Source organism: Anaerobacillus sp. QJM3NY_32, assembly GCF_056173645.1.
Genome location: NZ_CM149684.1, coordinates 228,342 through 253,443 on the forward strand (window position 1 = coordinate 228,342; position 25,102 = coordinate 253,443).

At 43.2% G+C, this 25,102-nt stretch carries 21 protein-coding genes, 14 tRNA genes and 3 rRNA genes; 36 read left to right on the plus strand and 2 right to left on the minus strand.

Going from position 1 to position 25,102, the window contains the following annotated elements:
* The first annotated feature begins 60 nt into the window (after positions 1-60).
* The 12 genes from alr to AC0VYH_RS01330 all read left to right on the plus strand — a co-directional run bounded on the left by alr (position 61) and on the right by AC0VYH_RS01330 (position 9,488).
* A complete protein-coding gene (gene alr, locus AC0VYH_RS01275; protein WP_475366322.1) occupies positions 61-1,227 on the plus strand; it encodes an alanine racemase in 1,167 nt (388 codons plus the stop codon).
* 128 nt (positions 1,228-1,355) lie between these two features.
* Positions 1,356-1,640, plus strand: coding sequence for a CopG family ribbon-helix-helix protein (locus tag AC0VYH_RS01280; protein ID WP_048312993.1), 285 nt, complete (start codon positions 1,356-1,358; stop codon positions 1,638-1,640).
* 4 nt (positions 1,641-1,644) lie between these two features.
* Positions 1,645-1,995: a type II toxin-antitoxin system endoribonuclease NdoA gene (ndoA, locus tag AC0VYH_RS01285; RefSeq protein ID WP_048312992.1), complete on the plus strand. Its 351-nt coding sequence runs from the start codon at positions 1,645-1,647 to the stop codon at positions 1,993-1,995.
* Positions 1,996-2,272: 277 nt separating this feature from the next.
* Positions 2,273-3,094 carry an STAS domain-containing protein gene (locus AC0VYH_RS01290; protein WP_430241915.1) on the plus strand — a complete coding sequence of 274 codons (822 nt, stop codon included), beginning with the start codon at positions 2,273-2,275 and terminating at the stop codon, positions 3,092-3,094.
* Between the two features lie 12 nt (positions 3,095-3,106).
* Entirely contained in the window at positions 3,107-3,463 is a 357-nt protein-coding gene (locus tag AC0VYH_RS01295) for an STAS domain-containing protein (RefSeq protein WP_194222497.1), read from the plus strand.
* A gap of 3 nt (positions 3,464-3,466) precedes the next feature.
* The gene (locus AC0VYH_RS01300; protein ID WP_194222496.1) at positions 3,467-3,868 is read left to right on the plus strand and encodes an anti-sigma regulatory factor; all 402 of its coding nucleotides are present in this window, start codon (positions 3,467-3,469) and stop codon (positions 3,866-3,868) included.
* 15 nt (positions 3,869-3,883) lie between these two features.
* Positions 3,884-4,894 carry a PP2C family protein-serine/threonine phosphatase gene (locus AC0VYH_RS01305; RefSeq protein WP_303535794.1) on the plus strand — a complete coding sequence of 337 codons (1,011 nt, stop codon included), beginning with the start codon at positions 3,884-3,886 and terminating at the stop codon, positions 4,892-4,894.
* Between the two features lie 74 nt (positions 4,895-4,968).
* A complete protein-coding gene (locus tag AC0VYH_RS01310) occupies positions 4,969-5,298 on the plus strand; it encodes an STAS domain-containing protein (protein WP_048312987.1) in 330 nt (109 codons plus the stop codon).
* Positions 5,299-5,321: 23 nt separating this feature from the next.
* Positions 5,322-5,777 (plus strand): anti-sigma B factor RsbW, encoded by a 456-nt coding sequence (gene rsbW, locus AC0VYH_RS01315; RefSeq protein WP_048313049.1) that lies wholly within the window; start codon positions 5,322-5,324, stop codon positions 5,775-5,777.
* Positions 5,746-6,537, plus strand: coding sequence for an RNA polymerase sigma factor SigB (gene sigB / locus AC0VYH_RS01320; RefSeq protein WP_194222493.1), 792 nt, complete (start codon positions 5,746-5,748; stop codon positions 6,535-6,537). Before rsbW ends, sigB begins: the two co-directional genes overlap by 32 nt.
* A 2-nt stretch (positions 6,538-6,539) precedes the next feature.
* The gene (locus AC0VYH_RS01325; RefSeq protein ID WP_475366323.1) at positions 6,540-7,142 is read left to right on the plus strand and encodes a PP2C family serine/threonine-protein phosphatase; all 603 of its coding nucleotides are present in this window, start codon (positions 6,540-6,542) and stop codon (positions 7,140-7,142) included.
* Positions 7,143-7,319: 177 nt separating this feature from the next.
* Positions 7,320-9,488: a Tex family protein gene (locus tag AC0VYH_RS01330; protein ID WP_475367439.1), complete on the plus strand. Its 2,169-nt coding sequence runs from the start codon at positions 7,320-7,322 to the stop codon at positions 9,486-9,488.
* A 9-nt stretch (positions 9,489-9,497) separates the two neighbouring features.
* Here AC0VYH_RS01330 and cmpA read toward each other — a convergent pair whose 3' ends face one another.
* Positions 9,498-9,611 (minus strand): cortex morphogenetic protein CmpA, encoded by a 114-nt coding sequence (gene cmpA, locus AC0VYH_RS01335; RefSeq protein WP_194222491.1) that lies wholly within the window; start codon positions 9,609-9,611, stop codon positions 9,498-9,500.
* A 101-nt stretch (positions 9,612-9,712) separates the two neighbouring features.
* Between cmpA and AC0VYH_RS01340 the strand changes: the two genes are divergently transcribed.
* The 24 genes from AC0VYH_RS01340 (at position 9,713) to tsaD (ending at position 22,788) form a co-directional block, all read left to right on the plus strand.
* Positions 9,713-10,165 (plus strand): SprT family protein, encoded by a 453-nt coding sequence (locus tag AC0VYH_RS01340; protein ID WP_430241906.1) that lies wholly within the window; start codon positions 9,713-9,715, stop codon positions 10,163-10,165.
* A gap of 177 nt (positions 10,166-10,342) precedes the next feature.
* Positions 10,343-10,417: transfer RNA gene (locus tag AC0VYH_RS01345), tRNA-Asn, on the plus strand.
* 3 nt (positions 10,418-10,420) lie between these two features.
* Positions 10,421-10,511 (plus strand) — tRNA-Ser (locus AC0VYH_RS01350).
* Positions 10,512-10,518: 7 nt separating this feature from the next.
* Positions 10,519-10,593: transfer RNA gene (locus tag AC0VYH_RS01355), tRNA-Glu, on the plus strand.
* Between the two features lie 53 nt (positions 10,594-10,646).
* Positions 10,647-10,722 (plus strand) — tRNA-Asp (locus AC0VYH_RS01360).
* A 35-nt stretch (positions 10,723-10,757) separates the two neighbouring features.
* Positions 10,758-10,832: transfer RNA gene (locus AC0VYH_RS01365), tRNA-Gln, on the plus strand.
* Between the two features lie 4 nt (positions 10,833-10,836).
* A tRNA-Lys gene (locus tag AC0VYH_RS01370) sits at positions 10,837-10,912 on the plus strand.
* 6 nt (positions 10,913-10,918) lie between these two features.
* Positions 10,919-11,003: transfer RNA gene (locus AC0VYH_RS01375), tRNA-Leu, on the plus strand.
* Positions 11,004-11,042: 39 nt separating this feature from the next.
* Positions 11,043-11,128: transfer RNA gene (locus AC0VYH_RS01380), tRNA-Leu, on the plus strand.
* 10 nt (positions 11,129-11,138) lie between these two features.
* Positions 11,139-11,215: transfer RNA gene (locus AC0VYH_RS01385), tRNA-Arg, on the plus strand.
* 23 nt (positions 11,216-11,238) lie between these two features.
* Positions 11,239-11,315 (plus strand) — tRNA-Pro (locus tag AC0VYH_RS01390).
* Between the two features lie 8 nt (positions 11,316-11,323).
* Positions 11,324-11,397: transfer RNA gene (locus AC0VYH_RS01395), tRNA-Gly, on the plus strand.
* 8 nt (positions 11,398-11,405) lie between these two features.
* Positions 11,406-11,482: transfer RNA gene (locus AC0VYH_RS01400), tRNA-Ile, on the plus strand.
* A gap of 169 nt (positions 11,483-11,651) precedes the next feature.
* Positions 11,652-13,203 (plus strand): 16S ribosomal RNA (locus tag AC0VYH_RS01405).
* A gap of 237 nt (positions 13,204-13,440) precedes the next feature.
* Positions 13,441-16,370: ribosomal RNA gene (locus tag AC0VYH_RS01410) — 23S ribosomal RNA — on the plus strand.
* Between the two features lie 233 nt (positions 16,371-16,603).
* Positions 16,604-16,720 (plus strand): 5S ribosomal RNA (gene rrf, locus AC0VYH_RS01415).
* The 16S, 23S and 5S rRNA genes sit together here with 12 tRNA genes alongside, the layout of an rRNA operon.
* Positions 16,721-17,324: 604 nt before the next feature.
* On the plus strand, positions 17,325-18,464 hold the full coding sequence (locus AC0VYH_RS01420) for a trans-sulfuration enzyme family protein (protein ID WP_430243525.1): 1,140 nt from the start codon (positions 17,325-17,327) through the stop codon (positions 18,462-18,464).
* A gap of 240 nt (positions 18,465-18,704) precedes the next feature.
* Positions 18,705-18,781: transfer RNA gene (locus AC0VYH_RS01425), tRNA-Met, on the plus strand.
* A gap of 129 nt (positions 18,782-18,910) precedes the next feature.
* Positions 18,911-18,986 (plus strand) — tRNA-Asp (locus tag AC0VYH_RS01430).
* A 184-nt stretch (positions 18,987-19,170) separates the two neighbouring features.
* On the plus strand, positions 19,171-20,157 hold the full coding sequence (thiL, locus tag AC0VYH_RS01435) for a thiamine-phosphate kinase (protein ID WP_475373198.1): 987 nt from the start codon (positions 19,171-19,173) through the stop codon (positions 20,155-20,157).
* A gap of 9 nt (positions 20,158-20,166) precedes the next feature.
* Complete coding sequence (tsaE, locus tag AC0VYH_RS01440) at positions 20,167-20,637, plus strand: tRNA (adenosine(37)-N6)-threonylcarbamoyltransferase complex ATPase subunit type 1 TsaE (protein ID WP_430243528.1); 471 nt, start codon at positions 20,167-20,169, stop codon at positions 20,635-20,637.
* Positions 20,618-21,313, plus strand: coding sequence for a tRNA (adenosine(37)-N6)-threonylcarbamoyltransferase complex dimerization subunit type 1 TsaB (gene tsaB / locus AC0VYH_RS01445; protein WP_430243530.1), 696 nt, complete (start codon positions 20,618-20,620; stop codon positions 21,311-21,313). Before tsaE ends, tsaB begins: the two co-directional genes overlap by 20 nt.
* A 10-nt stretch (positions 21,314-21,323) precedes the next feature.
* Positions 21,324-21,782 carry a ribosomal protein S18-alanine N-acetyltransferase gene (gene rimI, locus AC0VYH_RS01450; protein WP_475373199.1) on the plus strand — a complete coding sequence of 153 codons (459 nt, stop codon included), beginning with the start codon at positions 21,324-21,326 and terminating at the stop codon, positions 21,780-21,782.
* A complete protein-coding gene (tsaD, locus tag AC0VYH_RS01455; protein ID WP_430243532.1) occupies positions 21,772-22,788 on the plus strand; it encodes a tRNA (adenosine(37)-N6)-threonylcarbamoyltransferase complex transferase subunit TsaD in 1,017 nt (338 codons plus the stop codon). The genes rimI and tsaD overlap by 11 nt, the downstream gene beginning before the upstream one ends.
* Before the next feature lie 330 nt (positions 22,789-23,118).
* Here tsaD and AC0VYH_RS01460 read toward each other — a convergent pair whose 3' ends face one another.
* Positions 23,119-25,041, minus strand: coding sequence for an ABC-F family ATP-binding cassette domain-containing protein (locus AC0VYH_RS01460; RefSeq protein ID WP_430243534.1), 1,923 nt, complete (start codon positions 25,039-25,041; stop codon positions 23,119-23,121).
* Between the last annotated feature and the right edge of the window lie 61 nt (positions 25,042-25,102).

Consider the following 25,102-nt stretch of genomic DNA (forward strand, 5'->3'; position numbering starts at 1 on the left):
GCTTTTCTTGAAATCTCCTAAAATAGAGGGCAGAGTGATTTGTTTTAGGAGGAAGTTGGAATGGACAATCAGGCGTTTTATCGTGAAACTTGGGCTGAGGTTAATCTGGATGCTATTGAACAGAATGTAAAATCATATAAGCAATATGTGCCGAAAGATGTTTCCATCATGGCTGTTGTGAAAGCAAATGGGTATGGACATGGAGCTGTTGCGACAGCTAAGAAGGCTTTAAGCGCTGGGGCTAAATACCTTGCGGTAGCTATTCTTGATGAGGCACTTGCACTTCGTGAAGAAGGAATTGATGCTCCCATTCTTGTATTGGGATGGGTGCCTCCTGAGTATGTGAAAATGGCAGCAGAACATGACATTACCCTTACTGCTTTCCAAAAAGATTGGATCGAACAAGCTGCGAGAGTACTAGGGGAATTACCACTTAATATCCATTTGAAAGTTGACACTGGGATGGGGCGTCTTGGGATAAAAAAGGAAACAGAAGCAACCATGATTATAGAAAGGTTAAGAAAGCACACTTCTTTTATCGTTGAGGGGATCTACACTCATTTCGCGACAGCGGATGAACCGGATAATGCTTTCATTGAATCTCAAATAGCAACTTTTAAAAAAATGAAAGATTATTTTCGAAGAGAAGGTATTGAGCCTAAATGGGTTCATCTTGGAAATAGTGCAGGAGCGATTCGCTACCCTGATCGAATTGGAAATTTAATTCGTATCGGTATTTCAATGTATGGATTGATTCCTTCTCAAGAGATGAAGTCCATTCAACCTTTTGAGCTTAAACCTGCATTTAGTCTTCATAGTCAGCTAGTTAACGTGAAGCAAATGAGCACAGGAGAGCCGATTAGCTATGGGTCTACGTATCACACAGCTGAAGGGGAATGGATTGGAACAGTTCCTATTGGATATGCTGATGGATGGATACGTAAACTAAGTAATGCTTATGTTCTCATAAATGGCGAGCGTGCACCTATTGTGGGCCGTATCTGTATGGATCAACTCATGGTTCGTCTTTCTTCTGAAGTTGAAATAGGAACTCATGTGACGCTAATTGGAGTACAAGGTTCAGAGGAAATTACAATAGATGACATTGCTGAACGACTTGAGACGATTAACTATGAAATTCCTTGTATGATAGGACCGCGCGTTCCGAGACTTTTTCGTGAAAACGGAGAAAAAAAAGGCGTAATGAATACAATTTTAAAAAAATAGTAAAATAAAAGAAGGATTTTGGAAGAATATGATGAAATAGTCTTGTGGAAAGTTGTTTTGCAATGCGTCGTTTGCAATGGTAAGATTAATGGTGGAATACAATATGAGTAGCAGTGCTTCGGAGGTGTATGTTTGTGTCAGAGGCAAACAAAAAATCGATTGTTGTAACTCTCCCACAACATATTTTAAATGAGGTGGATGGTATTATTCAACAGGAACAGCTTGATCGTAACGAGTTCATATCACAGGCCACGACAATGTATATTCGCGAACGAAAGAAGCGACAAATTCGTGACGCCATGCGCCAGGGGTACATGGAGATGGCTAAGATTAACTTGAACCTTGCAGCAGAAGCCTTTCTTGTTGAGGAGGAAGCAGAGCACACCGTGGACCGCTTAGTAAGCGGGGTGTAGTGGCTTGATTGTCAAACGAGGTGATGTGTATTTTGCTGACCTTTCTCCTGTTGTAGGTTCTGAACAAGGTGGGGTAAGACCCGTCTTAATTATTCAGAACGACATTGGGAATCGTTTTAGTCCTACTGTCATTGTTGCCGCAATTACTGCGCAAATCCAAAAAGCTAAGCTGCCCACACATGTGGAAATTGATGCCAAGCGTTACGGGTTTGAACGTGATTCGGTTATCCTGCTAGAACAAATTCGTACCATTGATAAACAGCGTCTAACTGATAAAATCACTCACCTTGATGAGGGTATGATGCAAAGAGTGCAAGAAGCTTTGCAGATCAGCCTTGGACTCATTGATTTTTGAAAACGTATAATACCCAAACGAAGCTGCTCCTATGAGCAGTTTTTTTGTATCATATAAATGTTTTTAGGTAGAGTGCTTCCTTGCAACTCTTGGTCTGCTCCCCCTTTTATTCACCACATTTCGTGTAGCTCATAGCAGGGAATTTTCTAGTTATGTCGAAAAGTGTGTTAAGATGAAAATGATGTGATGCGCTAAGACTAGTAAGGCATAATAATTGCGAGTGATTTCTTGCAATGAGAAGATAAATGAATGAAGAAAGATCGTAGGGAGGAGCACGATGGACAAGTTAGTTATACAATTATTGAACGAAAGCCGAGAACGTATTTACACCAGATGGATGGATGAGATGGAGAGAGTACGTGATGAACATCGGCTTCAATCAATAACAGATAATGCTTATATAGAAACAAACAAAGAGTTGTTCGAAATTATTTACACGCATATTGAACAAAACGTTCATAAACCAACAGATCGAATGACGGAGTTTGCAGAGCGTTTGATGAAGATTGGGTGGAGACTGAGTTATGTCACTCAGGGATTACAAAACTTCCGTCGAATTATTCTAGGTGTTCTTCTTGATGCGAATCAATCTAATGATAGAGTGTTTAGCATGTACGATGAAATCGATCGTTGGATCGATCCAATTGTTAATCAATTAATTAATGAGAGCGCAAAAAATTGGGAGAACACTGTATCTATTCAAAAAGTTGCTCTTCAAGAATTATCTGCACCTCTCATCCCGGTATTTGAGAATATTAGCGTCATGCCACTTATAGGCACAATTGATACTGAGCGGGCGAAACTTATAATGGAAAACTTGTTAACTGGTGTTATTAAACACAGGTCTCAAGTTGTTCTTATTGAAATCACTGGGGTTCCAGTTGTTGATACGATGGTCGCTCATCATATTATACAAGCAGCAGAAGCAGTGAGACTTGTTGGCGCTCAGTGCATTCTTGTAGGGATTAGACCAGAAATTGCTCAAACAATCGTTAACCTAGGAATTGACCTTGGACAATTCCCAACGAAAAGTACGTTATTTAAAGGCATGAAAACTGCATTAGAAATGACAAAACGTCAGATGATTGAGATTGAGTAAGGGGGGAAGACAATGCGAATTCCTATATTAAAATTAAATGAGTATTTACTAATTACCATACAAATAGACCTCGATGACAAAACAGCACTTCAATTTCAGGAGGATTTGCTCGAGAAGATTCATGAAACAGGAGCAAAGGGCGTTGTAATTGATTTAACTTCTGTCGATATGATTGATTCATTTATTGCCAAAGTTTTAGGTGATGTAGTGCGCATGTCGAATTTAATGGGGGCAAAAGTAGTACTGACAGGAATTCAACCTGCCGTTGCTATTACGTTAATTGATTTAGGAATCATGATGAAAAATGTCCCGACTGCATTAGATTTAGAACAGGGGTTAGAGAAATTACAACAGGAATTGGGGGGATAAGTTATGAATATCCAATCCTGTGTGGAAGTACGAAATGAATGGGATATTGTGAAAGCGAGACAGTCTGGTAGGAATATAGCAAAAGAGCTAGGCTTCGGTACTGTTGATCAAGCTCGTATTACGACGGCTATTTCTGAACTCGCTCGTAACATATACCTCTATGCCGGGAGTGGCGAAGTAGCCATTGAACGGGTAGAAAACGGGGGGAAGTTAGGACTTAAAATCGAAGCATCTGACTCTGGCCCGGGAATTAAAGATATTAGAAAAGTAATGGAAGATGGTTTTACAACCTCTGGTGGTCTTGGAGCTGGTCTTCCTGGGGTCAAACGATTAATGGATGAGTTTACGATCGATTCGAAAGAAAATGAAGGAACTGTTATCACTTCTATTAAATGGCTCCGTTAAGGAGGATAGACAATAATGGACGACCGAGATCTTCAATATCAAAAATACAAAGCAATATTAGAGAATTATTTAGAGGAGCAGTCTGAGCAAACCTTATATAAGGGACAGCAGTTTAGTCGAAAGATGATCGAACAAAAGATATCTCCTGAAGAAGCTGTCAGTCTCCATGTGAGCGTTCTTGAGGAACTGTTCCCGGATATACCTGAGCCGCTTAAAAATTCATATGATTTTCTACTTGAGATGATGATCGGGTATGGATTTGCATACAGAGAGCATCAGAGTCTTCGTAGTCGTCAGCAACAATTAGAATCCGAAATTGAGATCGCGGCAAACATGCAGCAAACCTTGCTTGCGGGTGATAAGCCAGAAGTTCAGGATCTTGATATTGGTGCTATTAGTAAACCCGCCCAGAAAATGAGCGGGGATTACTATCATTTTGTTCAAGATGAGAACAATTGCGTTAGTGTAGCTATCGCTGATGTTATAGGCAAAGGTATTCCAGCTGCTTTGTGCATGAGTATGATTAAATACACAATGGATAGCGCGCCAGAGCAGCGAATGCAGCCGGGTGCGGTTCTTGAAAATCTAAATCGAGTAGTGGAACAAAATGTTGACCCTAATATGTTCATTACGATGTTTTACGGATTATATGATCCTAGGGTACATTCATTTTATTACGCTGGTGCCGGTCATGAACCGGGCTTTTTTTACGATGCAGAAAAAGATGAGTTCGAGGAGCTATTTACAAAGGGACTTGTCCTAGGGGTTTCAAAGAAAACGTCATATCAAGAATACCAACGTGTCCTTAATGGAAATGATATGGTTATCATGCTTTCAGATGGTGTAACTGAATGCCGCTCCACTAATGGTTTTATTGAACGTGATGAAATTGTTGCGTTAATTCGTAAATACATCCACCTCTCTGCTCAAGAAATTGTCGATGAGGTTTATCGAGAGCTTGAGCGCTTACAGGAGTTTGAACTCAGAGATGATTTCACCCTTGTTATTTTGCGTCGTGAGGTTTAACTTCTTTCTAAAAGTGGAATAAGGAATTAATGGATTTAACTAATAATTAGAAGCAACCTACAGGGGGTAATGTTATGAATTTGCAAATCAAACAAGAAGACCATGAAAATACACATCATTTACATATAGCTGGTGAAATAGATGCTTATACAGCACCTCAGCTCCGTGAAGCTTTGCTTCCGTTAACTGGAAAAGAAGGACATGAGACACTTGTTCATCTTGGTGACGTAAACTATATGGACAGTACTGGTCTTGGTGTTTTCGTAGGTGCACTGAAGTCATCTAAAGAGCACGGTAGCTCTATTAAGTTGACTGGAATGACTTCACGCGTACAGCGTCTTTTTGAAATCACTGGATTAGACGAAGTGATCGATATCGAAGACGTAAAGGGGGGATCGAAGTGATCAATATTTCAGATTTTGTTGAAATGAAAATCCCTGCACAAGCAGAATTTGTTGGCGTTACGAGATTAACGGTTTCAGGAATTGCGAATCGCATGGGGTATTCCTATGATGAGATTGAGGATATCAAAATTGCTCTTTCAGAAGCTTGTACAAATGCAGTGAACCATGCCTATAAAGAAGATGAAAAGGGTCAAATCACAATTGGATTTGGTATTTATGAAGACCGACTTGAGATGATGGTGCTCGATCGCGGTCAAAGTTTTGACTATACAAAAGTTTCCGAAAAGCTTGGACCAGTTGATAGTGACAAGTCTGTAGAACAACTCAGTGAGGGAGGATTAGGGCTCTTTCTGATTGAATCACTGATGGACAAAGTGGAAATCAGTGGAGAGGACGGAGTAGTAGTCATGATGACAAAGTTCCTCCACAGAGATGGGGTGGAAGTAGATGCCGACACAATCTCATCATCCCCGCAATAATAACAACAATGAGGTATATGAGTGGATTGAGCAATATCAAAACGATCCGACTGATGAAGTTGTTCAACTAAAGCTTGTTGAGAGGTATCAGGATCTTGTGCAGTCACTCGCTCGTAAGTTCTCGAAGGGGAAAAGCATTCATGACGACCTTTCACAGGTTGGGATGATTGGGTTGCTTGCAGCTCTTCGTCGTTACGACCCTGAATTTGGTAGAAGCTTTGAATCGTTTGCAGTTCCAACGATTGTCGGTGAAATCAAACGGTTTATTCGGGACAAAACATGGAGTGTTCATGTGCCGAGAAGAATAAAAGAGCTTGGACCCCGTATTAAAAAAGCGGTTGAAGAATTAACTAATGAACTTCAGCGTTCTCCAAAGGTCGATGAACTTGCAGAGTACCTTAATGTATCTGAGGAAGAAGTTCTTGAGACGATGGAAATGGGCAAAAGTTATCAAGCTCTTTCGGTTGATAGTTCAATTGAAGCAGATCAGGAAGGAAGTACAGTTACTCTACTTGATCTAGTTGGTGATCAAGAGCAAGGGTTTGATCTTGTGGATCAGCAAATGCTTCTTAAAAAGGCTTTTGCAGTACTCACTGAGCGAGAACAAGAAATCTTGAATTGTACGTATTTTGAAAATATGAGCCAGAAAGAAACTGGAGAGAAGCTTGGTATTTCACAAATGCATGTTTCCCGCTTGCAGAGAAGAGCTCTCGAAAAATTAAGACAGGCAATTCGTATTGAACCAACGGAGGCTTTTTAATCATGATTCATCATCATGATTTTAAAAAGCTTACTGTTGCAGCTTATCAGAAACCTAAGGCAGGTAATCAGATGTGCGGGGATAGCTATTATGTAGCTGAAACATCTGATTATTTCATTTGCGCTGTAGCGGATGGGCTTGGCAGTGGAGATATGGCTAAAGATTCTTCCCTAGCCGCTATCAATGTAGTAAAAGAATATCAGGATGAAGATGTAGAAACTTTGATGAAACGTGCAAATGAAGAGATGAGAGGGAAACGTGGGTGCGTGCTTTCTATTTTTAAACTTGATCTTAAGACAAGACAGCTCGAATATAGTGGTATAGGAAATATTAATTTAATTATTTACCAACCGGATGGTAAGATTATTCGTCCTATCTCTTATTCAGGGTATCTCTCAGGAAAGCTTCAGAAGGTGAAGGTGCAATCAATTGATTATCCTTCAGGGTCCTCTTTCGTTACTTATTCTGACGGTGTTCAAATTAGTTCTAAAAACTACTCAATGATTGCTCGATTTGATTCAGTAAAGGAATCCTTTCAGCATTTAACAGACGCGCTTCCCTCTACAAATGATGACATTACTCTCCTTGTAGGGAAAACGGTATAAAAAGTTCTTCCAGATAAATCAGGGAGAGCTTTTTTATTTTGGTTTAAGTTTCTACTACTAGTAGTAGAAACCGTCTGAAGTGTTTTAGTGATTATGCTTGCGCGCTTTTAACTAATCAACTTATCCGGTAAACTAATAGTATTATCGAATGAGTCCCGAGGAGGAATTATTTTGGAAATGACAGCAGATAAAAAGCAAGCGGAACATTTTCATAAGGTAGCGCAGAAATTGCAGCTTGCTGAACGAAGTGTACGAGAAGTAATCACACTTTTAAATGATGGTAACACGGTTCCGTTTATTGCGCGTTACCGTAAGGAGTTAACAGGTGGGCTTGATGAAGTTCAATTGAGGGATATTCAGGAAGCTTGGCTTTATCTTCAAAATCTCGCCAATCGAAAAGAAGAGGTTATTCGTCTCATACGGGAGCAAGACAAACTAACAGATGAATTAAAGAAGCAACTAGAGAAGGCTACTAAGCTTCAAGAAGTAGAAGATCTATATCGACCTTATAAACAAAAGAAACGAACGAAGGCTACAATTGCAAAAGAGAAGGGATTGGAGCCTCTTGCTCTTTGGATTCTAAATGATGGAACTGGAGAAGCCTCCGAAGCGGCTGTAGAATACATATCAAAAGAAAACGAAGTTCCTACAGTGGAAGATGCCATCCAAGGAGCGCAGGATATTATTGCTGAATGGATATCAGATGATGCGGACGCACGTAAGTGGATTCGTGCAAAAACATTTCAACATGGTATTCTTCAAACCGCTGTGAAATCTGAAGAAGAAGATCCTAAAAAGATATTTGAAATGTACTATTCCTACCAGGAAGGTATTTCAAAAATCGTTCCACATCGGGTTCTGGCGATTAATAGAGGTGAGAAGGAAAAAGTTTTACGTACATCAGTCACCCCACCTACTGATTCAATCCATGATTATTTAAATAGGAAAATAATAAAAAATCAGCAGCAAAGTTGCGTCACTCTATTAGAGGAAGCCATTATTGACAGTTACAAACGTCTTATTCAACCTTCTGTAGAAAGAGAAATACGTAAAGAATTAACTGAGCGAGCTGAGGACCAAGCCATTCATATTTTCTCAGAAAACCTAAAACATCTTTTGCTACAACCCCCTTTAAAAGGAAAGAGAGTACTTGGGGTAGATCCTGCCTTTCGAACTGGGTGTAAACTAGCTGTTGTTGATGATACCGGTAAAATGCTTAATGTGTCTGTTATCTATCCAACACCGCCACGCTCAGAAGTCGAGAAAGCGAAAGCTATAGTGATACAAATGATAAAAGACTACGATATTGAGATGGTTGCTATAGGGAACGGGACGGCATCACGTGAAACCGAACAGTTTATTGCAGATGTGATAAAAGAAGTGGAAGTAAAAGTGGTCTATTTAATTGTTAATGAAGCAGGAGCGAGTGTTTACTCTGCATCAGACCTTGCAAGAGAAGAGTTTCCTGATCTACAGGTGGAGGAACGTTCGGCGGTTTCCATTGCGCGTAGAGTTCAAGACCCACTTGCTGAGCTAGTTAAAATTGATCCTAAATCAGTAGGAGTGGGACAATATCAGCACGATGTGTCTCAGAAAAAGCTGAATGATCAATTAACCTTTGTTGTGGAAACCGCTGTTAACCAGGTTGGCGTTAATGTGAATACAGCTTCTGTCTCTCTCCTTCAATATGTAGCTGGTCTTTCTCGAGCAGTTGCGATGAATATCGTTAAAAAACGAGATGAAGAAGGAAAGTTTACAAGTAGGGTGCAGTTAAAGAAAGTGCCAAGGCTTGGTGCTAAAACATATGAGCAGTGTATTGGATTTCTTCGAATAATGGGAGGGAAGCAACCTCTTGATCAAACAGAGATCCACCCTGAAAGTTATCAGGTAACAAAAGCACTTTTAGAACGCATTGATTGTAAGCCGCAGGATATTGGGACTGAAAAACTAGTGCAATCTTTGTCTGCAATTCCGATGAAGGAAACTGCAGAGGCTTTAAATATAGGGGAACCCACGTTACAAGATATTGTGGCATCTCTGCAGAAGCCGGGGCGTGACCCCCGAGATGAACTCTCACAGCCTATTTTAAAAACAGATGTTTTGAAAATGGAAGATCTTGAACAGGGTATGGAGTTAGAAGGAACAGTACGAAACGTAGTAGACTTTGGTGCTTTTATTGATATAGGGGTTAAACAAGATGGGCTTGTTCATATCTCGAAATTAACGACTCGCTTTGTGAAAAACCCTATGGAAGTTGTCCATGTAGGGCAAGTTGTTACTGTATGGGTTGATGAAGTTGATTTGAAAAGGGAAAGAATCGCTCTTACTATGCTAAAGCCATCATAAGCACTGCCCTTAGGGGCGGTGTTTTCTTCTGTAAAAAAACCAACATTGATTAAGAAGCTTGATTTGTCGGCGATTTTTCTCAAGGTAAGCTTGTTTCAGTTGTTTCTTAAACCATACAGGCAACTCCATCTCCTCCTTTAATGGATGACACTGCGTGAATGATGATGTAAATTAGTTTATGAAAAGCGGCTTGTATATGTTCGGAAAGTGAAAGGATGAATGAGTTGACTGAGAAAGAACTGCAGCGTTTAGTAGAAGCAATATCCGAGAGGTATTTTGGTATGCCTTTTCTTCATCAAGCTACATTTAATGCTCGTTTAAGAACTACTGGCGGACGTTATTTGTTAAGGTCACATAATCTTGAATTCAATAAAAAGCACTATGATCAATTTGGTGTAACAGAACTTGAAGGGATTATAAAGCATGAACTATGTCATTATCACCTACACATTCAGAAGAAAGGTTATAAACATCAGGACCAGGATTTCAAACAACTTCTTCAAAAAGTGGGGGGATCACGCTACTGCCAGGTAGTACCTGGGCAAAGAAGAGTAGAATCATATAAGTACCTTTACGAGTGTCAACAATGCCATGCTAAGTATAGAAGGAAGAGAAGGATGGACACCTTACGATATGTGTGCGGAAAGTGTAGAGGAAAGTTAAAACAAGTTTATTGAAAGTTATCATTGACGACCTAGATTGTATGTGGTAAATTAATAAAGTCTCTTCGGAGAGCAAGTCCAGATCGAATACATAACGCTTTAAGAAATTTCAAAAAAGCTGTTGACTTTGATTGCCGGATGAGTTATTATATTAAATGTCGCCGATAACGGAGACAACAAATTAAACACTATTCCACAGTAGCTCAGTGGTAGAGCTATCGGCTGTTAACCGATCGGTCGTAGGTTCGAATCCTACCTGTGGAGCCAAACGGAGAAGTACCCAAGTGGCTGAAGGGGCGCCCCTGCTAAGGGTGTAGGTCGCGTGAGCGGCGCGAGGGTTCAAATCCCTCCTTCTCCGCCATTTTTATGGCCCGTTGGTCAAGCGGTTAAGACACCGCCCTTTCACGGCGGTAACACGGGTTCGAATCCCGTACGGGTCACCAACAAATTTTAAAAATAAAATGTTTCAACAACATGATATGTAATCAGTTATAGAGGTCTCGTGGTGTAGCGGTTAACATGCCTGCCTGTCACGCAGGAGATCGCGGGTTCGATTCCCGTCGAGACCGCCATTATTTTCTAAAATGAATCTGATTATATAAATTGTTGGGCTATAGCCAAGCGGTAAGGCAACGGATTTTGATTCCGTCATGCGCTGGTTCGAATCCAGCTAGCCCAGCCATGTTGAGCCATTAGCTCAGTTGGTAGAGCATCTGACTTTTAATCAGAGGGTCGAAGGTTCGAGTCCTTCATGGCTCACCACTTTTTGCGGGTGTGGCGGAATTGGCAGACGCGCTAGACTTAGGATCTAGTGTCTTACGACGTGGGGGTTCAAGTCCCTTCACCCGCACCAATTCTTTTAAAATGCTAAGTTTTCATCAAGTAACGATGTGCGGTTGTGGCGGAATGGCAGACGCGCTAGCTTGAGGGGCTAGTGGGGGAAACCCCGTGGAGGTTCGAGTCCTCTCAACCGCACCAAATATAATATGCGCCCGTAGCTCAATTGGATAGAGCGTCTGACTACGGATCAGAAGGTTAGGGATTCGACTTCTCTCGGGCGCACCATATTTATTTACTTAATAAAATGTCGGGAAGTAGCTCAGCTTGGTAGAGCACTTGGTTTGGGACCAAGGGGTCGCAGGTTCAAATCCTGTCTTCCCGACCATCAATATCGCGGGTGTAGTTTAGTGGTAAAACCTCAGCCTTCCAAGCTGATGTCGTGGGTTCGATCCCCATCACCCGCTCCATTAAAGATGGGCCTGTAGCTCAGCTGGTTAGAGCGCACGCCTGATAAGCGTGAGGTCGGTGGTTCGAGTCCACTCAGGCCCACCATCTTTTGAAAAAAAGTTGTTGACACTGTTCAAGTCATCATGGTATGATGATTTGGTCGCTGAAAACGACATTGAAAGAAACAAATCGATCTTTGAAAACTGAACGAAACGCCATGTAAGTAGTTGTTTCTACGGAAACAAAACATTGTTTTAAAGCTAGATTAAGCTTTCTATCGGAGAGTTTGATCCTGGCTCAGGACGAACGCTGGCGGCGTGCCTAATACATGCAAGTCGAGCGAAGAGATGGGAGCTTGCTCCCTGATCTTAGCGGCGGACGGGTGAGTAACACGTGGGCAACCTGCCCTGCAGACTGGGATAACTCCGGGAAACCGGAGCTAATACCGGGTAATACATCGCACCGCATGGTGCAATGTTGAAAGTTGGCTTTCGAGCTAACACTGCAGGATGGGCCCGCGGCGCATTAGCTAGTTGGTAAGGTAATGGCTTACCAAGGCGACGATGCGTAGCCGACCTGAGAGGGTGATCGGCCACACTGGGACTGAGACACGGCCCAGACTCCTACGGGAGGCAGCAGTAGGGAATCTTCCGCAATGGACGAAAGTCTGACGGAGCAACGCCGCGTGAGTGACGAAGGCCTTCGGGTCGTAAAGCTCTGTTGTTAGGGAAGAACAAGTACCGTTCGAATAGGGCGGTACCTTGACGGTACCTAACCAGAAAGCCACGGCTAACTACGTGCCAGCAGCCGCGGTAATACGTAGGTGGCAAGCGTTGTCCGGAATTATTGGGCGTAAAGCGCGCGCAGGCGGTCTTTTAAGTCTGATGTGAAAGCCCACGGCTCAACCGTGGAGGGTCATTGGAAACTGGAGGACTTGAGTGCAGAAGAGGAGAGTGGAATTCCACGTGTAGCGGTGAAATGCGTAGATATGTGGAGGAACACCAGTGGCGAAGGCGGCTCTCTGGTCTGTAACTGACGCTGAGGCGCGAAAGCGTGGGGAGCAAACAGGATTAGATACCCTGGTAGTCCACGCCGTAAACGATGAGTGCTAGGTGTTGGGGGGTTCCACCCTCAGTGCTGAAGTTAACACATTAAGCACTCCGCCTGGGGAGTACGACCGCAAGGTTGAAACTCAAAGGAATTGACGGGGGCCCGCACAAGCAGTGGAGCATGTGGTTTAATTCGAAGCAACGCGAAGAACCTTACCAGGTCTTGACATCCTCTGACAATCCTGGAGACAGGACGTTCCCCTTCGGGGGACAGAGTGACAGGTGGTGCATGGTTGTCGTCAGCTCGTGTCGTGAGATGTTGGGTTAAGTCCCGCAACGAGCGCAACCCTTGATCTTAGTTGCCAGCATTTAGTTGGGCACTCTAAGGTGACTGCCGGTGACAAACCGGAGGAAGGTGGGGATGACGTCAAATCATCATGCCCCTTATGACCTGGGCTACACACGTGCTACAATGGACGGTACAAAGGGCAGCAACACCGCGAGGTGAAGCGAATCCCATAAAGCCGTTCTCAGTTCGGATTGCAGGCTGCAACTCGCCTGCATGAAGCCGGAATTGCTAGTAATCGCGGATCAGCATGCCGCGGTGAATACGTTCCCGGGCCTTGTACACACCGCCCGTCACACCACGAGAGTTTGTAACACCCGAAGTCGGTGGGGTAACCTTTATGGAGCCAGCCGCCGAAGGTGGGACAAATGATTGGGGTGAAGTCGTAACAAGGTAGCCGTATCGGAAGGTGCGGCTGGATCACCTCCTTTCTATGGAGAATTACGAAGGTAACTTACGTTACCAACCTTACATGAGCGTTTCGTTTAGTTTTGAAAGAATGATTTATTCTTTCAAACCAGGTGAAGTGATGAAGCTTAGGCGGATTCAAACAGTAGCCTTGTTCCTTGAAAACTAGATAGCACAAACAACGACATCCAATAATTATTTTTTATGCAATAACTTAGTAATAACTGATGCGTTATGGCAGCAATGCCTAACAAATCGAAGGTTAAGCTACTAAGGGCGCACGGTGGATGCCTTGGCACTAGAAGCCTAAGAAGGACGGGACGAACACCGATATGCTTCGGGGAGCTGTAAGTACGCTTTGATCCGGAGATTTCCGAATGGGGGAACCCACCATCTTTAATAGGATGGTATCCATTTCTGAATACATAGGGAATGGAAGGCAGACCCGGGGAACTGAAACATCTCATTACCCGGAGGAAGAGAAAGCAAACGCGATTTCCTGAGTAGCGGCGAGCGAAACGGAATCAGCCCAAACCAGAGGGCTTGCCCTCTGGGGTTGTAGGACGTCTCTTTGGAGTTACAAAGGCACGGATAGACGAAGCGACCTGGAAAGGTCCATCAGAGAAGGTAACAATCCTGTAGTCAAAATCCGATGCCCTCCGAGACGGATCCTGAGTACGGCGGGACACGTGAAACCCCGTCGGAATCCGGGAGGACCATCTCCCAAGGCTAAATACTCTCTAGTGACCGATAGTGAACCAGTACCGTGAGGGAAAGGTGAAAAGCACCCCGGAAGGGGAGTGAAAAAGAACCTGAAACCGTGTGCCTACAACTAGTTGGAGCCCGTTAATGGGTGACAGCGTGCCTTTTGTAGAATGAACCGGCGAGTTACGATCCCGTGCAAGGTTAAGCTGAGAAGGCGGAGCCGCAGCGAAAGCGAGTCTGAATAGGGCGAAATAGTACGTGGTCGTAGACCCGAAACCAGGTGATCTACCCATGTCCAGGGTGAAGTTCAGGTAACACTGAATGGAGGCCCGAACCCACGCATGTTGAAAAATGCGGGGATGAGGTGTGGGTAGCGGTGAAATGCCAATCGAACCTGGAGATAGCTGGTTCTCTCCGAAATAGCTTTAGGGCTAGCCTCGCGGCAAGAATCTTGGAGGTAGAGCACTGATTGGACTAGGGGTCCTTACCGGATTACCGAATCCAGTCAAACTCCGAATGCCAACGATTTATCCGCGGGAGTCAGACTGCGAGTGATAAGATCCGTAGTCGAGAGGGAAACAGCCCAGACCACCAGCTAAGGTCCCAAAGTATACGTTAAGTGGAAAAGGATGTGGCGTTGCTTAGACAACCAGGATGTTGGCTTAGAAGCAGCCATCATTTAAAGAGTGCGTAATAGCTCACTGGTCGAGTGACGCTGCGCCGAAAATGTACCGGGGCTAAACGTATCACCGAAGCTGTGGATTGTCTTACGACAATGGTAGGAGAGCGTTCTAAGGGCAGTGAAGTCAGACCGAAAGGACTGGTGGAGCGCTTAGAAGTGAGAATGCCGGTATGAGTAGCGAAAGACAAGTGAGAATCTTGTCCGTCGAAAGCCCAAGGTTTCCTGAGGAAGGCTCGTCCGCTCAGGGTTAGTCGGGACCTAAGCCGAGGCCGAAAGGCGTAGGCGATGGATAACAGGTTGATATTCCTGTACCACCTCCTTTCCGTTTGAACGACGGGGGGACGCAGAAAGATAGGGAGAGCGCGCTGCTGGAAATGCGCGTCCAAGCGATTAGGCTGGTGAATAGGCAAATCCGTTCACCATGAAGGCTGAATCGTGATGGCGAGGGAAATTTAGTACCGAAGTCCTTGATTCTACGCTGCCAAGAAAAGCCTCTAGTGAGGAAAAAGGTGCCCGTACCGCAAACCGACACAGGTAGGCGAGGAGAGAATCCTAAGACGATCGGGAGAACTCTCGTTAAGGAACTCGGCAAAATGACCCCGTAACTTCGGGAGAAGGGGTGCTTCCTCGGGTTTATAGCCCAGGGGAGCCGCAGTGAAAAGATCCAAGCGACTGTTTAGCAAAAACACAGGTCTCTGCAAAGCCGTAAGGCGAAGTATAGGGGCTGACACCTGCCCGGTGCTGGAAGGTTAAGAGGAGGGGTTATCCCTTACGGGAGAAGCTCTGAATCGAAGCCCCAGTAAACGGCGGCCGTAACTATAACGGTCCTAAGGTAGCGAAATTCCTTGTCGGGTAAGTTCCGACCCGCACGAAAGGTGCAACGACTTGGATACTGTCTCAACGAGAGACCCGGTGAAATTATAGTACCTGTGAAGATGCAGGTTACCCGCGACAGGACGGAAAGACCCCATGGAGCTTTACTGTAGCCTGATATTGGATTTTGGTACAGCTTGTACAGGATAGGTAGGAGCCATAGAAGTCGGACCGCCAGGTTCGATGGAGGCGTCGGTGGGATACTACCCTGGCTGTACTGACATTCTAACCCAGCACCGTGATCCGGTGCGGAGACAGTGTCAGGTGGGCAGTTTGACTGGGGCGGTCGCCTCCTAAAGTGTAACGGAGGCGCCCAAAGGTTCCCTCAGAATGGTTGGAAATCATTCGCAGAGTGTAAAGGCACAAGGGAGCTTGACTGCGAGACCTACAAGTCGAGCAGGGACGAAAGTCGGGCTTAGTGATCCGGTGGTTCCGCATGGAAGGGCCATCGCTCAACGGATAAAAGCTACCCTGGGGATAACAGGCTTATCTCCCCCAAGAGTCCACATCGACGGGGAGGTTTGGCACCTCGATGTCGGCTCATCGCATCCTGGGGCTGAAGTAGGTCCCAAGGGTTGGGCTGTTCGCCCATTAAAGCGGTACGCGAGCTGGGTTCAGAACGTCGTGAGACAGTTCGGTCCCTATCCGTCGCGGGCGCAGGAAATTTGAGAGGAGCTGTCCTTAGTACGAGAGGACCGGGATGGACACACCGCTGGTGTACCAGTTGTTCCGCCAGGAGCATAGCTGGGTAGCTACGTGTGGAAGGGATAAGTGCTGAAAGCATCTAAGCATGAAGCCCCCCTCGAGATGAGATTTCCCACAGCATTAAGCTGGTAAGATCCCTTAGAGATGATGAGGTAGATAGGTTCGGGGTGGAAGCGTGGCAACACGTGGAGCTGACGAATACTAATCGATCGAGGGCTTAACCTAAACGAAAAGCGAAGTAAGCCGTTTAAATCCGACAAGCGTTGGAGGCTTTTGAGTCAGACGCGCTTTATGCGTCAGAATCAAAAGGTGAAACGATCGAGGATTTGGCTTACGTAGCTGGACATATTGGAAAGTTGTGCGTGCTATCTAGTTTTCAGGGAACACCTGAAATAAGGAAGTTCGATTAAGTGCCACCACGTCCTGTGGTGAACACCGAACGGCTAACATCCTGTTAGTCTAGTGATGATGGCGAAGAGGTCACACCCGTTCCCATGCCGAACACGGAAGTTAAGCTCTTCAGCGCCGATGGTAGTTGGGGGATCTCCCCCTGCAAGAGTAGGACGTCGCTGGGCAATTGAAGAAAAGTGAGAGACCAAATGGTTTCTCACTTTTTTGTATTGATAAAGTGAAGAAAACTCGCAAGAGAAAAAAGCTTCATGTGAGACAATCAAAACTTCTTCGAAAGCTACGTAGGGGTGGGAGAAGCAAGAAATTCGAGGAAGCAAGCGATGTCAGACCGGAGTGGATATTCGAGAGATCCATGAGGATCTGGCATCGCGCAGCTGGCGAAGTTCGCCGCTTATCGCACCCCGTATGAGAACACGGAAGTTAAGCTCGAGCGCCGATGGTAGTTGGGGGATCTCCCCTTGCAAGAGTAGGACGTCGCTGGGCACAAGATGAAAGGCGAGAGACCTGAGGGTTTCTCGCTTTTTTTTGTATGGTTTTTACGTTCGCGGAATTAATCTCAAATTCGCGGAATAAATTTGATTTTCGCGGAATTATATAAAATATCGCGAAATAACCGCATGCGAGTAAGCATTTTAATTCTATCCAGCCAGAATGTGGTGCTTAATAAGAATAATTAATTGAAAATTTCGAACCGTATTTCTTGAAATTACTCTCTAGAACACGTACAGTTAATGAAAAAGAATTTTATTTAGAGGAAGGGGAAAATAAATGGATTTTCATTTTGATACAAAAGCAGTACGTTTTCCACGAAAGACGAAAGCAGATACAGTTAGTAAGGTTCAACCGATTTATCAGACCTCTGCCTTTGTTTTTGAAGATCTCGATGATTTGGAATCTTTTTATGAAGGTAAAAAAGACTATTTGTATACGCGTGTTAGCAATCCGAATACAGATGATCTTGGAATGGGTGTAGCAGACCTTGAGGGGGCTCCTAAAGGCATTGCAACTTCTTCAGGTTTATCTGCTATTCTTGCAGGAGTACTTGCTGTTGTTAAGGCTGGCGACCACATTGTGGCTTGTGAAGATCTATACGGAGGTACATACTCTCTTTTTAATGAAGAACTCCCTGACTTCGGCATAGAAGTTTCTTTTGTTGATTTTACTGACAAAGAAAAAATTGAGCATGCCATACGTCCAAATACAAAGTTACTTTATACGGAATCAGTAACAAACCCGCTATTAAGAGTAGAGGATCTAACCCTTCTTAAAGAACTTGGTGAAAAGCATGAACTAATTACAATGATAGATAATACGTTTGCTACTCCGTATCTTCTTCAACCTTATCAAGTTGGAATTGATCTTGTTGTACATAGCGCAACAAAATACATTGGCGGACATAGTGATGTAACAGCAGGCGTACTAGTAGGCAGAGAAGATCTTATGGCTAAAGCAAAAGCCAAAGTGATTAACCTTGGTGCTAACCTTAGTCCATTCGAAGCGTGGCTAGGGTGCCGTGGGTTAAAAACGATGAGTGTACGAATGGAACGGCATGTTAGGAATGCTGCATTTCTTGCAAGCCAACTCAAAGACGTTAAAGGCATAAAGAATGTATATTATCCAGCATATGTAGCTGAAAGAGGATCTGGGGCAATGGTTTCCATTGAATTAGAGGAAGAAACCAATGTGAAATCGTTCTTCAAGTCACTAGGATGGGTGAAGATTATACCGACTCTGGCTGGATTAGATACTACCGTTTCTTATCCCATTGCCACCTCCCACCGAACAGTACCTGAAGATACTAGACAGAAGCTGGGGATCAATAAGCAGCTCGTCCGTATTTCTGTAGGAATTGAAAACGAAAATGATATTGTAGATGCATTCAAAAATGCTGTGGAAAAATCCCTCTAATAGGAGGGATTTTTCTTTTTCTCCTAAAGGTTGCATTCATTACATTTATCTGGTATAGTAGTATTTGTGTCCGAGAGACATATTAAGTTCTTTTATATCGTCGCGGGGTGGAGCAACGAGCGTTACTTCAATGAAACAACATCGAGTTGTTTCGACGGATACGCATCGTAGCATAATCTTGCAGAGGAAGAAACAGTGCACTGCATAAAGAAGCAGGCACAAATTATTTTTTTATATCGTCGCGGGGTGGAGCAGTTCGGTAGCTCGTTGGGCTCATAACCCAAAGGTCGCAGGTTCAAATCCTGCCCCCGCAACCAAAAATTTACCTACGTCGATTAATCTTCCTTGTTAAATTTTTATTGTAGTGAATTTAGGGGCAACCTAAACTGATAACTTGGTATTATTTCTCACAATCGTAAGTGTATATTGTTCAAACATTGCATACTGGTCTCGTGGTGTAGCGGTTAACATGCCTGCCTGTCACGCAGGAGATCGCGGGTTCGATTCCCGTCGAGACCGCCATTTCTAATAGAGCGATAGAATCGCTTTTTTTTTATACTCTAAAATCGTTTTTTTTCTATAAACCTTAGGGAAAATAGAAGTTTTTCTAAACAAACATGTGAATTTGTCGTTAAGTAAGATAAACTGATAGAAAAAGCACCTTAGGATGAAATTCCTAAGGTTTTTTTATAAAATAGAAAGAGAGATGAGTTTGGTGAAAGATGAATTTGCATTTATTCAATCCATTAAGCCAGCTTATACATTTCGTGAAGAATTGATTCAAGGGATTGGAGACGATGCTGCTCTTTATCGTATTGGATCAGACTGGGATGAAATCGCCTGTGCGGATACAATGGTGGAAGGAATCCATTTTAAAAAAAGTACGCTCTCCCCTTTCCAAATTGGCAGAAAAGCGCTCGCCGTCAATATAAGTGATATCGCTGCTATGGGCGGAATTCCGATGTTTTACCTTGTATCGATATCAGTACCTCAGACAGGCTGGTCGTCTAAGCAGCTAAAAGAAATCTATAAAGGTATGAAAGAAATTGCTGATGACTATGAAATAGATATGATTGGCGGAGATACTGTCTCGACGCGAAGCGATCTTCACATTGCAATTACTGTGATTGGTAAAATCGAGAAAGGACGCAAACTTCTGAGAAGTAATGCGCGAGCTGGAGATATTGTCTTTCTTACTGGACCTGTCGGTGGATCAGCTGCTGGACTTTTTTCTTTGCTTGAAGGGGAAGGGAATGAAGCCCCATATGTAAAATATCATCAAGAACCTAGTCCGAGAATAAAGCAAGGACGTATTCTCGCCAAAAGTGGGTACCGGATTTCATTAAATGATGTTAGTGATGGAATTGCAAGTGAGTCCCATGAGTTAGCTGAAGCAAGTGGCGTTTCTATTATACTGAATCAGGATACGATTCCAGCTCCTGAGGGCTTCGATGCTTATTCTTCCTTTCAGCGGTTAGAATGGATGTTAAATGGTGGAGAAGATTATGAACTTATCGGAACAGTTGCTGAGGAGAATTGGGAAAAGGTTGTAGAACTTTTCGAGGCGCACGATGAAGAAATTTATCGGATTGGTTATGTAGAGGATAAGCGGACAAGTGTATGGATGAATTATAAAGATCAAAAATTCAAACTGGACAAGAAGGGTTACAATCACTTCTCGTCTAAGGAATAGGTGATGACCATGAGTGGATATGCTTTCATCATGAAGTCTCCAGATGAAACGATGGAGTTTGGTAGAAAGCTTGCTGAAAAGCTTAAGCCAGGCAGTGTATTAACACTTGAAGGAGATCTAGGTGCTGGCAAGACAACATTTACAAAAGGAATCGGAAAAGGACTAGGGGTTACGAAAGTGGTAAACAGCCCGACTTTTACGATAATAAAAGAATATGAAGGTACGATTCCTCTGTTTCATATGGACGCATATCGTCTAGAAGAGAGTGATGAAGACCTTGGTTTTAGCGAATACTTTGAAGGGGAAGGTGTCACTGTAGTGGAATGGGCAAAATTCATTCAGGACATGCTTCCAAAGGAACTACTCAGAGTTGAAATTTATCATCAAAGAGAATCAGAACGTCGGCTAATATTGAGACCCTTTGGTCCTTTTTATGAGTCGTTATGTAAGGAGTTGCAACATGAGAGTACTAGCCATTGATTCTTCGAATTATTGTATGGGTGTCTCCGTTATGGTGGAGGGCACGATTGTTGGAGAAATCATAACAAATATAAAGAAAAACCACTCGGTTCGGTTGATGCCTGCTATTGAGCAATTGCTAGAAGAAGTTCAATTAAAGCCTATTGACCTTGATCGTATTGTAGTAGCGGAGGGACCAGGTTCTTATACAGGTCTTCGTATTGGTATTAGTATAGCTAAGACGCTTGCGTGGACATTAAACATTCCACTTGTGGGGGTTTCGAGTTTAGAGGTTCTGGGCCAGAACGGCCGTTATTTTACTGGAGCTATCATTCCCTTTTTTGATGCTAGACGAGGACAGGTCTATATGAGCGTATATCGAGCAAATGGAATAGAAGTCGAGAGAGAAACCGACGATCATATCGTCCTATTTGAAGACTGGTTGAAAGAGAATAAAGATCGCTATGAGCGCTTCTTATTTATTAGTGGCGATTTAAATTTACACAAGGAACAAATCGAAGCGATTTTAGGAGAGAAAGCAACTTTTGCACCGAGTAGCAGCTTGAATGCTCGTCCTTCTGATCTTGCAAGATTAGGGTCTTGTAAAGAACCGGTAGAAGATGTCCATCAGTTTACACCAAACTATGTAAGAATGGCTGAAGCTGAAGCGAAATGGCTGGCTTCACAGAAAAAGTAGGGGATTAACGATGAATGAGACGGTATCGTTTCGATCGATGACGATTGAAGATATAGAAGCTGTCATGCGAATTGAGCATGCAACGTTCCCTACGCCTTGGAGCAAATCCGCTTTCTATAATGAAATTGTAATTAACCATTTTGCTACTTATCTATTGCTCGAGGTTGGGGAAGAAATAGCGGGATATTGTGGTGTGTGGGTCATCATCGATGAAGCACATATTACCAACATAGCGCTTCATCCGGACTATAGAGGAATGAAGCTAGGAGAAGCACTACTTAAGAGAGCCATTCATTTTGCTAAATTACGTGGAGCGTTGACCATGACTTTGGAAGTTCGCGTATCTAATAAAGTTGCGCAAAACTTGTATCGGAAATTTGGATTTGAAGAAGGCGGCATTCGCAAAAATTATTACACTGATAATCATGAGGATGCGCTAGTTATGTGGGTGAATTTTAATGGAAAATAAAAATGAATTAATACTCGGTATTGAAACGAGCTGTGATGAAACGGCAGTAGCGATTGTAAGAAATGGGAAAGAAGTTTTGGCCAATGTCGTGGCTTCTCAAATTGAAAGTCATAAACGGTTTGGTGGGGTTGTACCAGAAATTGCTTCAAGACATCATGTAGAGCAGATGACGCTGATTTTAGAAGAAGCATTGGACGAGGCAAACGTTACAATGGACGATATTGATGGGATTGCTGTAACGGAAGGCCCAGGATTAGTGGGGGCACTCTTAATAGGTGTGAATACAGCAAAAGCACTTGCTTTCACTCATCAAAAACCGCTGATCGGTACTCATCATATTGCTGGGCACATATACGCGAATCAGCTTGTAGCAGAGCTAACATATCCACTGCTTGCTCTCGTCGTCTCAGGAGGCCATACAGAGCTTGTTTATATGCCATCTGAAGGTGAGTTTGAGGTAATAGGAGAAACGCGTGATGATGCAGCGGGTGAGGCCTATGATAAAGTAGCAAGAACGCTTCAGCTACCTTATCCAGGCGGACCGCATATTGATCGACTAGCCGCGGAAGGCGAGGAATCCGTCCCTCTTCCTCGTGCCTGGCTTGAAAAAGGTTCTTATGATTTTAGTTTTAGTGGCTTGAAATCCGCGGTTATTAATACTGTTCATAATGCGAAGCAAAGAAACGAAGAGTTAAAGCCTGAGGATCTTGCGGCAAGTTTTCAAGCTTCGGTCGTAGAAGTTCTTGTTACTAAAACTTTACGAGCAGCAAAAGAGTATGGTGTGAAACAGGTTGTACTTGCTGGTGGTGTAGCTGCCAATAGAGGACTCAGAAGTTCTCTAACAGAAGCATTCAATGGCAGTGAGACAGAGCTTGTGATTCCGCCACTTTATTATTGTACTGATAATGCAGCTATGATTGCAGCAGCTGGAACGATAGCTTATCGTAAAGGGAAGAGATCTAGCTTACAACTTAACGCAAATCCGGGATTAGAACTGGGAATCTAATCCCGGTTTTTTTATTTGAAGAAAAACCACCCATTTATCAGAAAGCTAAACAGACGTTCTTTTCATGTTTAAGGTGAGGTGTTTTAATGAGAACAGTTATCCACACGATGGTGGATAATGTGGATATAAGGAGAGGAAAGGGATTCCCTCGCCGTTTCTTGGAAAGTGGTCATTTTGTGGATAATCGGTTATTGACCTGTGGATAATGTTGATAGTTTTTAGGGAATTAGTCATAACAGGTGATTAATTGTGTATAAGTTTGTGGATAGTGTGAATATGTCGGAAAATTCTTACCTAATAAAAAAACAGTCCACTGTGGACTGTTTTTTCTTATGCTTCTTGTAGTTGCTCCCATTCTTCCATGAGAGTTTCCGTTTGGTGACGAAGATGATCCATTTCTTCATTTAATTTCATTACTTTTTCATGATCTTCAAAAACTTCTGGAATGCAAAGCTCTTCTTCTATTTCTGCGATGCGAACTTCAGCATTGTCGACCTCTTTTTCAATTTCTTCAATTCGTCTTTGCATTTGTCGTTCTTGGCGCTTCGTTTCCTTATCCTGCTGAAATGTTGATTTGGCAGATGGAGCATCTTGTGTGACATTGTTCTTTGGTTGCTCAAGAGCTGCTAATTCAGCAAGCTCTTGTTTTTTCTCAACATAGTAATCGTAATCACCTAGATAAGGTGTTACGCCATCAGTTGAAAGTTCAATGACGCGCGTCGCGATTCTGTTAATAAAATATCTGTCGTGCGAGACAAATAGGATTGTACCGGGAAATTGAATAAGTGCTTCTTCAAGAATTTCCTTACTATCTAGATCTAGATGGTTTGTTGGCTCATCCAGTATTAGTAGATTTGATTTTTGCATCATCAACTTGGAAAGTGCTAGGCGCCCTTTTTCGCCCCCACTTAAGTCAGAGACATTCTTCAAAACGTCGTCACCAGTGAAAAGAAAGCGTCCTAAAACTGCTCTAATGTCTTTCTCGTCTGTTAGTGGGAAGTCATCCCATAGTTCCTTTAAGACGGTTTTATTCGAGTGAAGATTGGTTTGTTCCTGGTCATAGAAGCCAATTTGAACATTGCTGCCATAGTGAATATCACCATTGAGGAGAGTTTCACCTGATACGATTGCTTTAAGTAGAGTTGATTTCCCAATTCCGTTTGGCCCTACAAGCGCAACGCTCTCCTGGCGCTTCAAATCAAATGTTAGGTTGTCGTTTATGGTGTTATTTGGATAGCCAATCGCTAGTTCTCTTAGCGTTAAGACGTCGTTACCAGTTTGCTTATCGATCCCGAACGTAATATTAGCAGATTTCTCGTCGCCTTTTGGTTTATCTAGTCGCTCCATTCGATCAAGTTGCTTGCGCCGACTTTGGGCTCGTTTTGTAGTTGAGGCGCGAACGATATTCTTCTGAACAAACTCCTCAAGTTTGGCAATTTCTTTTTGTTGCTTCTCAAACTCTTTCAATTGCTGTTCATACCGTTGTTCTTTTTCATCAAGGTAATAACTGTAGTTACCTTCAAATCTTTCCGCACGATGACGTGATACTTCATAAACTTTATTTACAATTTTATCGAGAAAATAACGGTCGTGAGAGACGATTAATAAGGCACCAGAATAGTTTTGAAGATAGCCTTCAAGCCAAGTAAGTGTTTCGATGTCCAGGTGGTTAGTGGGCTCATCTAGAATAAGTAATTCTGGTTTTGTTAGTAAAAGCTTACCAAGGGCAAGGCGTGTTTTCTGACCGCCGCTTAACGTTGAGATTTTTGTGCTGTAATCAAAGTCTTTGAAGTTGAGTCCATGTAAAACCGTACGAATGTCTGCTTCGTATTTGTATCCGCCCTGATCTTTAAAGGCGACTTGAAGTTCATCGTATTCTTTTAAAATTCGTTCATATTCAGTTTCATTCTCGTAAACATCAGGATTGCCCATCTTCTGCTCGTAACTCCTGAGTTCAGATTCCATTTTTCGCAAACGATTGAAGACGCCAAGCATTTCTTCCCAGATTGATAAATCTGATTCTAAACCTGTATCCTGAGCCATATAGCCGATGGAAACACCTTTCGGCTTAATAATGTCTCCTGAATCATAGGAAAGCTGACCTGTTATCATCTTGAGAAGGGTGGACTTGCCTGCGCCATTACGTCCGACAAGTGCTACACGGTCTCGTGATTGTACTTCTAATTTAATATTCGATAAAATGGTATCAGCACCAAATGATTTGGTGAGTCCATTAACTTGCAATACGATCATGTTCTTTCACCTCTATTTCCTTCCTTAAATCCGTGAAAAACGGTTAGTAAGGAAAGGTTAT

What these genes read in the sequence shown, in the direction of transcription:
- AC0VYH_RS01290 (WP_430241915.1), top strand. Translation starts at nt 2,273, where the DNA reads ATGGACAAGTTAGTTATACAATTATTGAACGAAAGCCGAGAACGTATT.
- tsaE (WP_430243528.1), top strand. Translation starts at nt 20,167, where the DNA reads ATGAGTGGATATGCTTTCATCATGAAGTCTCCAGATGAAACGATGGAG.
- AC0VYH_RS01305 (WP_303535794.1), top strand. Translation starts at nt 3,884, where the DNA reads ATGGACGACCGAGATCTTCAATATCAAAAATACAAAGCAATATTAGAG.
- AC0VYH_RS01420 (WP_430243525.1), top strand. Translation starts at nt 17,325, where the DNA reads ATGGATTTTCATTTTGATACAAAAGCAGTACGTTTTCCACGAAAGACG.
- thiL (WP_475373198.1), top strand. Translation starts at nt 19,171, where the DNA reads ATGAGTTTGGTGAAAGATGAATTTGCATTTATTCAATCCATTAAGCCA.
- rimI (WP_475373199.1), top strand. Translation starts at nt 21,324, where the DNA reads ATGAATGAGACGGTATCGTTTCGATCGATGACGATTGAAGATATAGAA.
- tsaB (WP_430243530.1), top strand. Translation starts at nt 20,618, where the DNA reads ATGAGAGTACTAGCCATTGATTCTTCGAATTATTGTATGGGTGTCTCC.
- alr (WP_475366322.1), top strand. Translation starts at nt 61, where the DNA reads ATGGACAATCAGGCGTTTTATCGTGAAACTTGGGCTGAGGTTAATCTG.
- tsaD (WP_430243532.1), top strand. Translation starts at nt 21,772, where the DNA reads ATGGAAAATAAAAATGAATTAATACTCGGTATTGAAACGAGCTGTGAT.
- sigB (WP_194222493.1), top strand. Translation starts at nt 5,746, where the DNA reads ATGCCGACACAATCTCATCATCCCCGCAATAATAACAACAATGAGGTA.
- AC0VYH_RS01280 (WP_048312993.1), top strand. Translation starts at nt 1,356, where the DNA reads ATGTTTGTGTCAGAGGCAAACAAAAAATCGATTGTTGTAACTCTCCCA.
- AC0VYH_RS01295 (WP_194222497.1), top strand. Translation starts at nt 3,107, where the DNA reads ATGCGAATTCCTATATTAAAATTAAATGAGTATTTACTAATTACCATA.
- AC0VYH_RS01460 (WP_430243534.1), bottom strand. Translation starts at nt 25,041, where the DNA reads ATGATCGTATTGCAAGTTAATGGACTCACCAAATCATTTGGTGCTGAT.
- AC0VYH_RS01330 (WP_475367439.1), top strand. Translation starts at nt 7,320, where the DNA reads ATGACAGCAGATAAAAAGCAAGCGGAACATTTTCATAAGGTAGCGCAG.
- rsbW (WP_048313049.1), top strand. Translation starts at nt 5,322, where the DNA reads ATGAAAATCCCTGCACAAGCAGAATTTGTTGGCGTTACGAGATTAACG.
- AC0VYH_RS01310 (WP_048312987.1), top strand. Translation starts at nt 4,969, where the DNA reads ATGAATTTGCAAATCAAACAAGAAGACCATGAAAATACACATCATTTA.
- AC0VYH_RS01300 (WP_194222496.1), top strand. Translation starts at nt 3,467, where the DNA reads ATGAATATCCAATCCTGTGTGGAAGTACGAAATGAATGGGATATTGTG.
- AC0VYH_RS01325 (WP_475366323.1), top strand. Translation starts at nt 6,540, where the DNA reads ATGATTCATCATCATGATTTTAAAAAGCTTACTGTTGCAGCTTATCAG.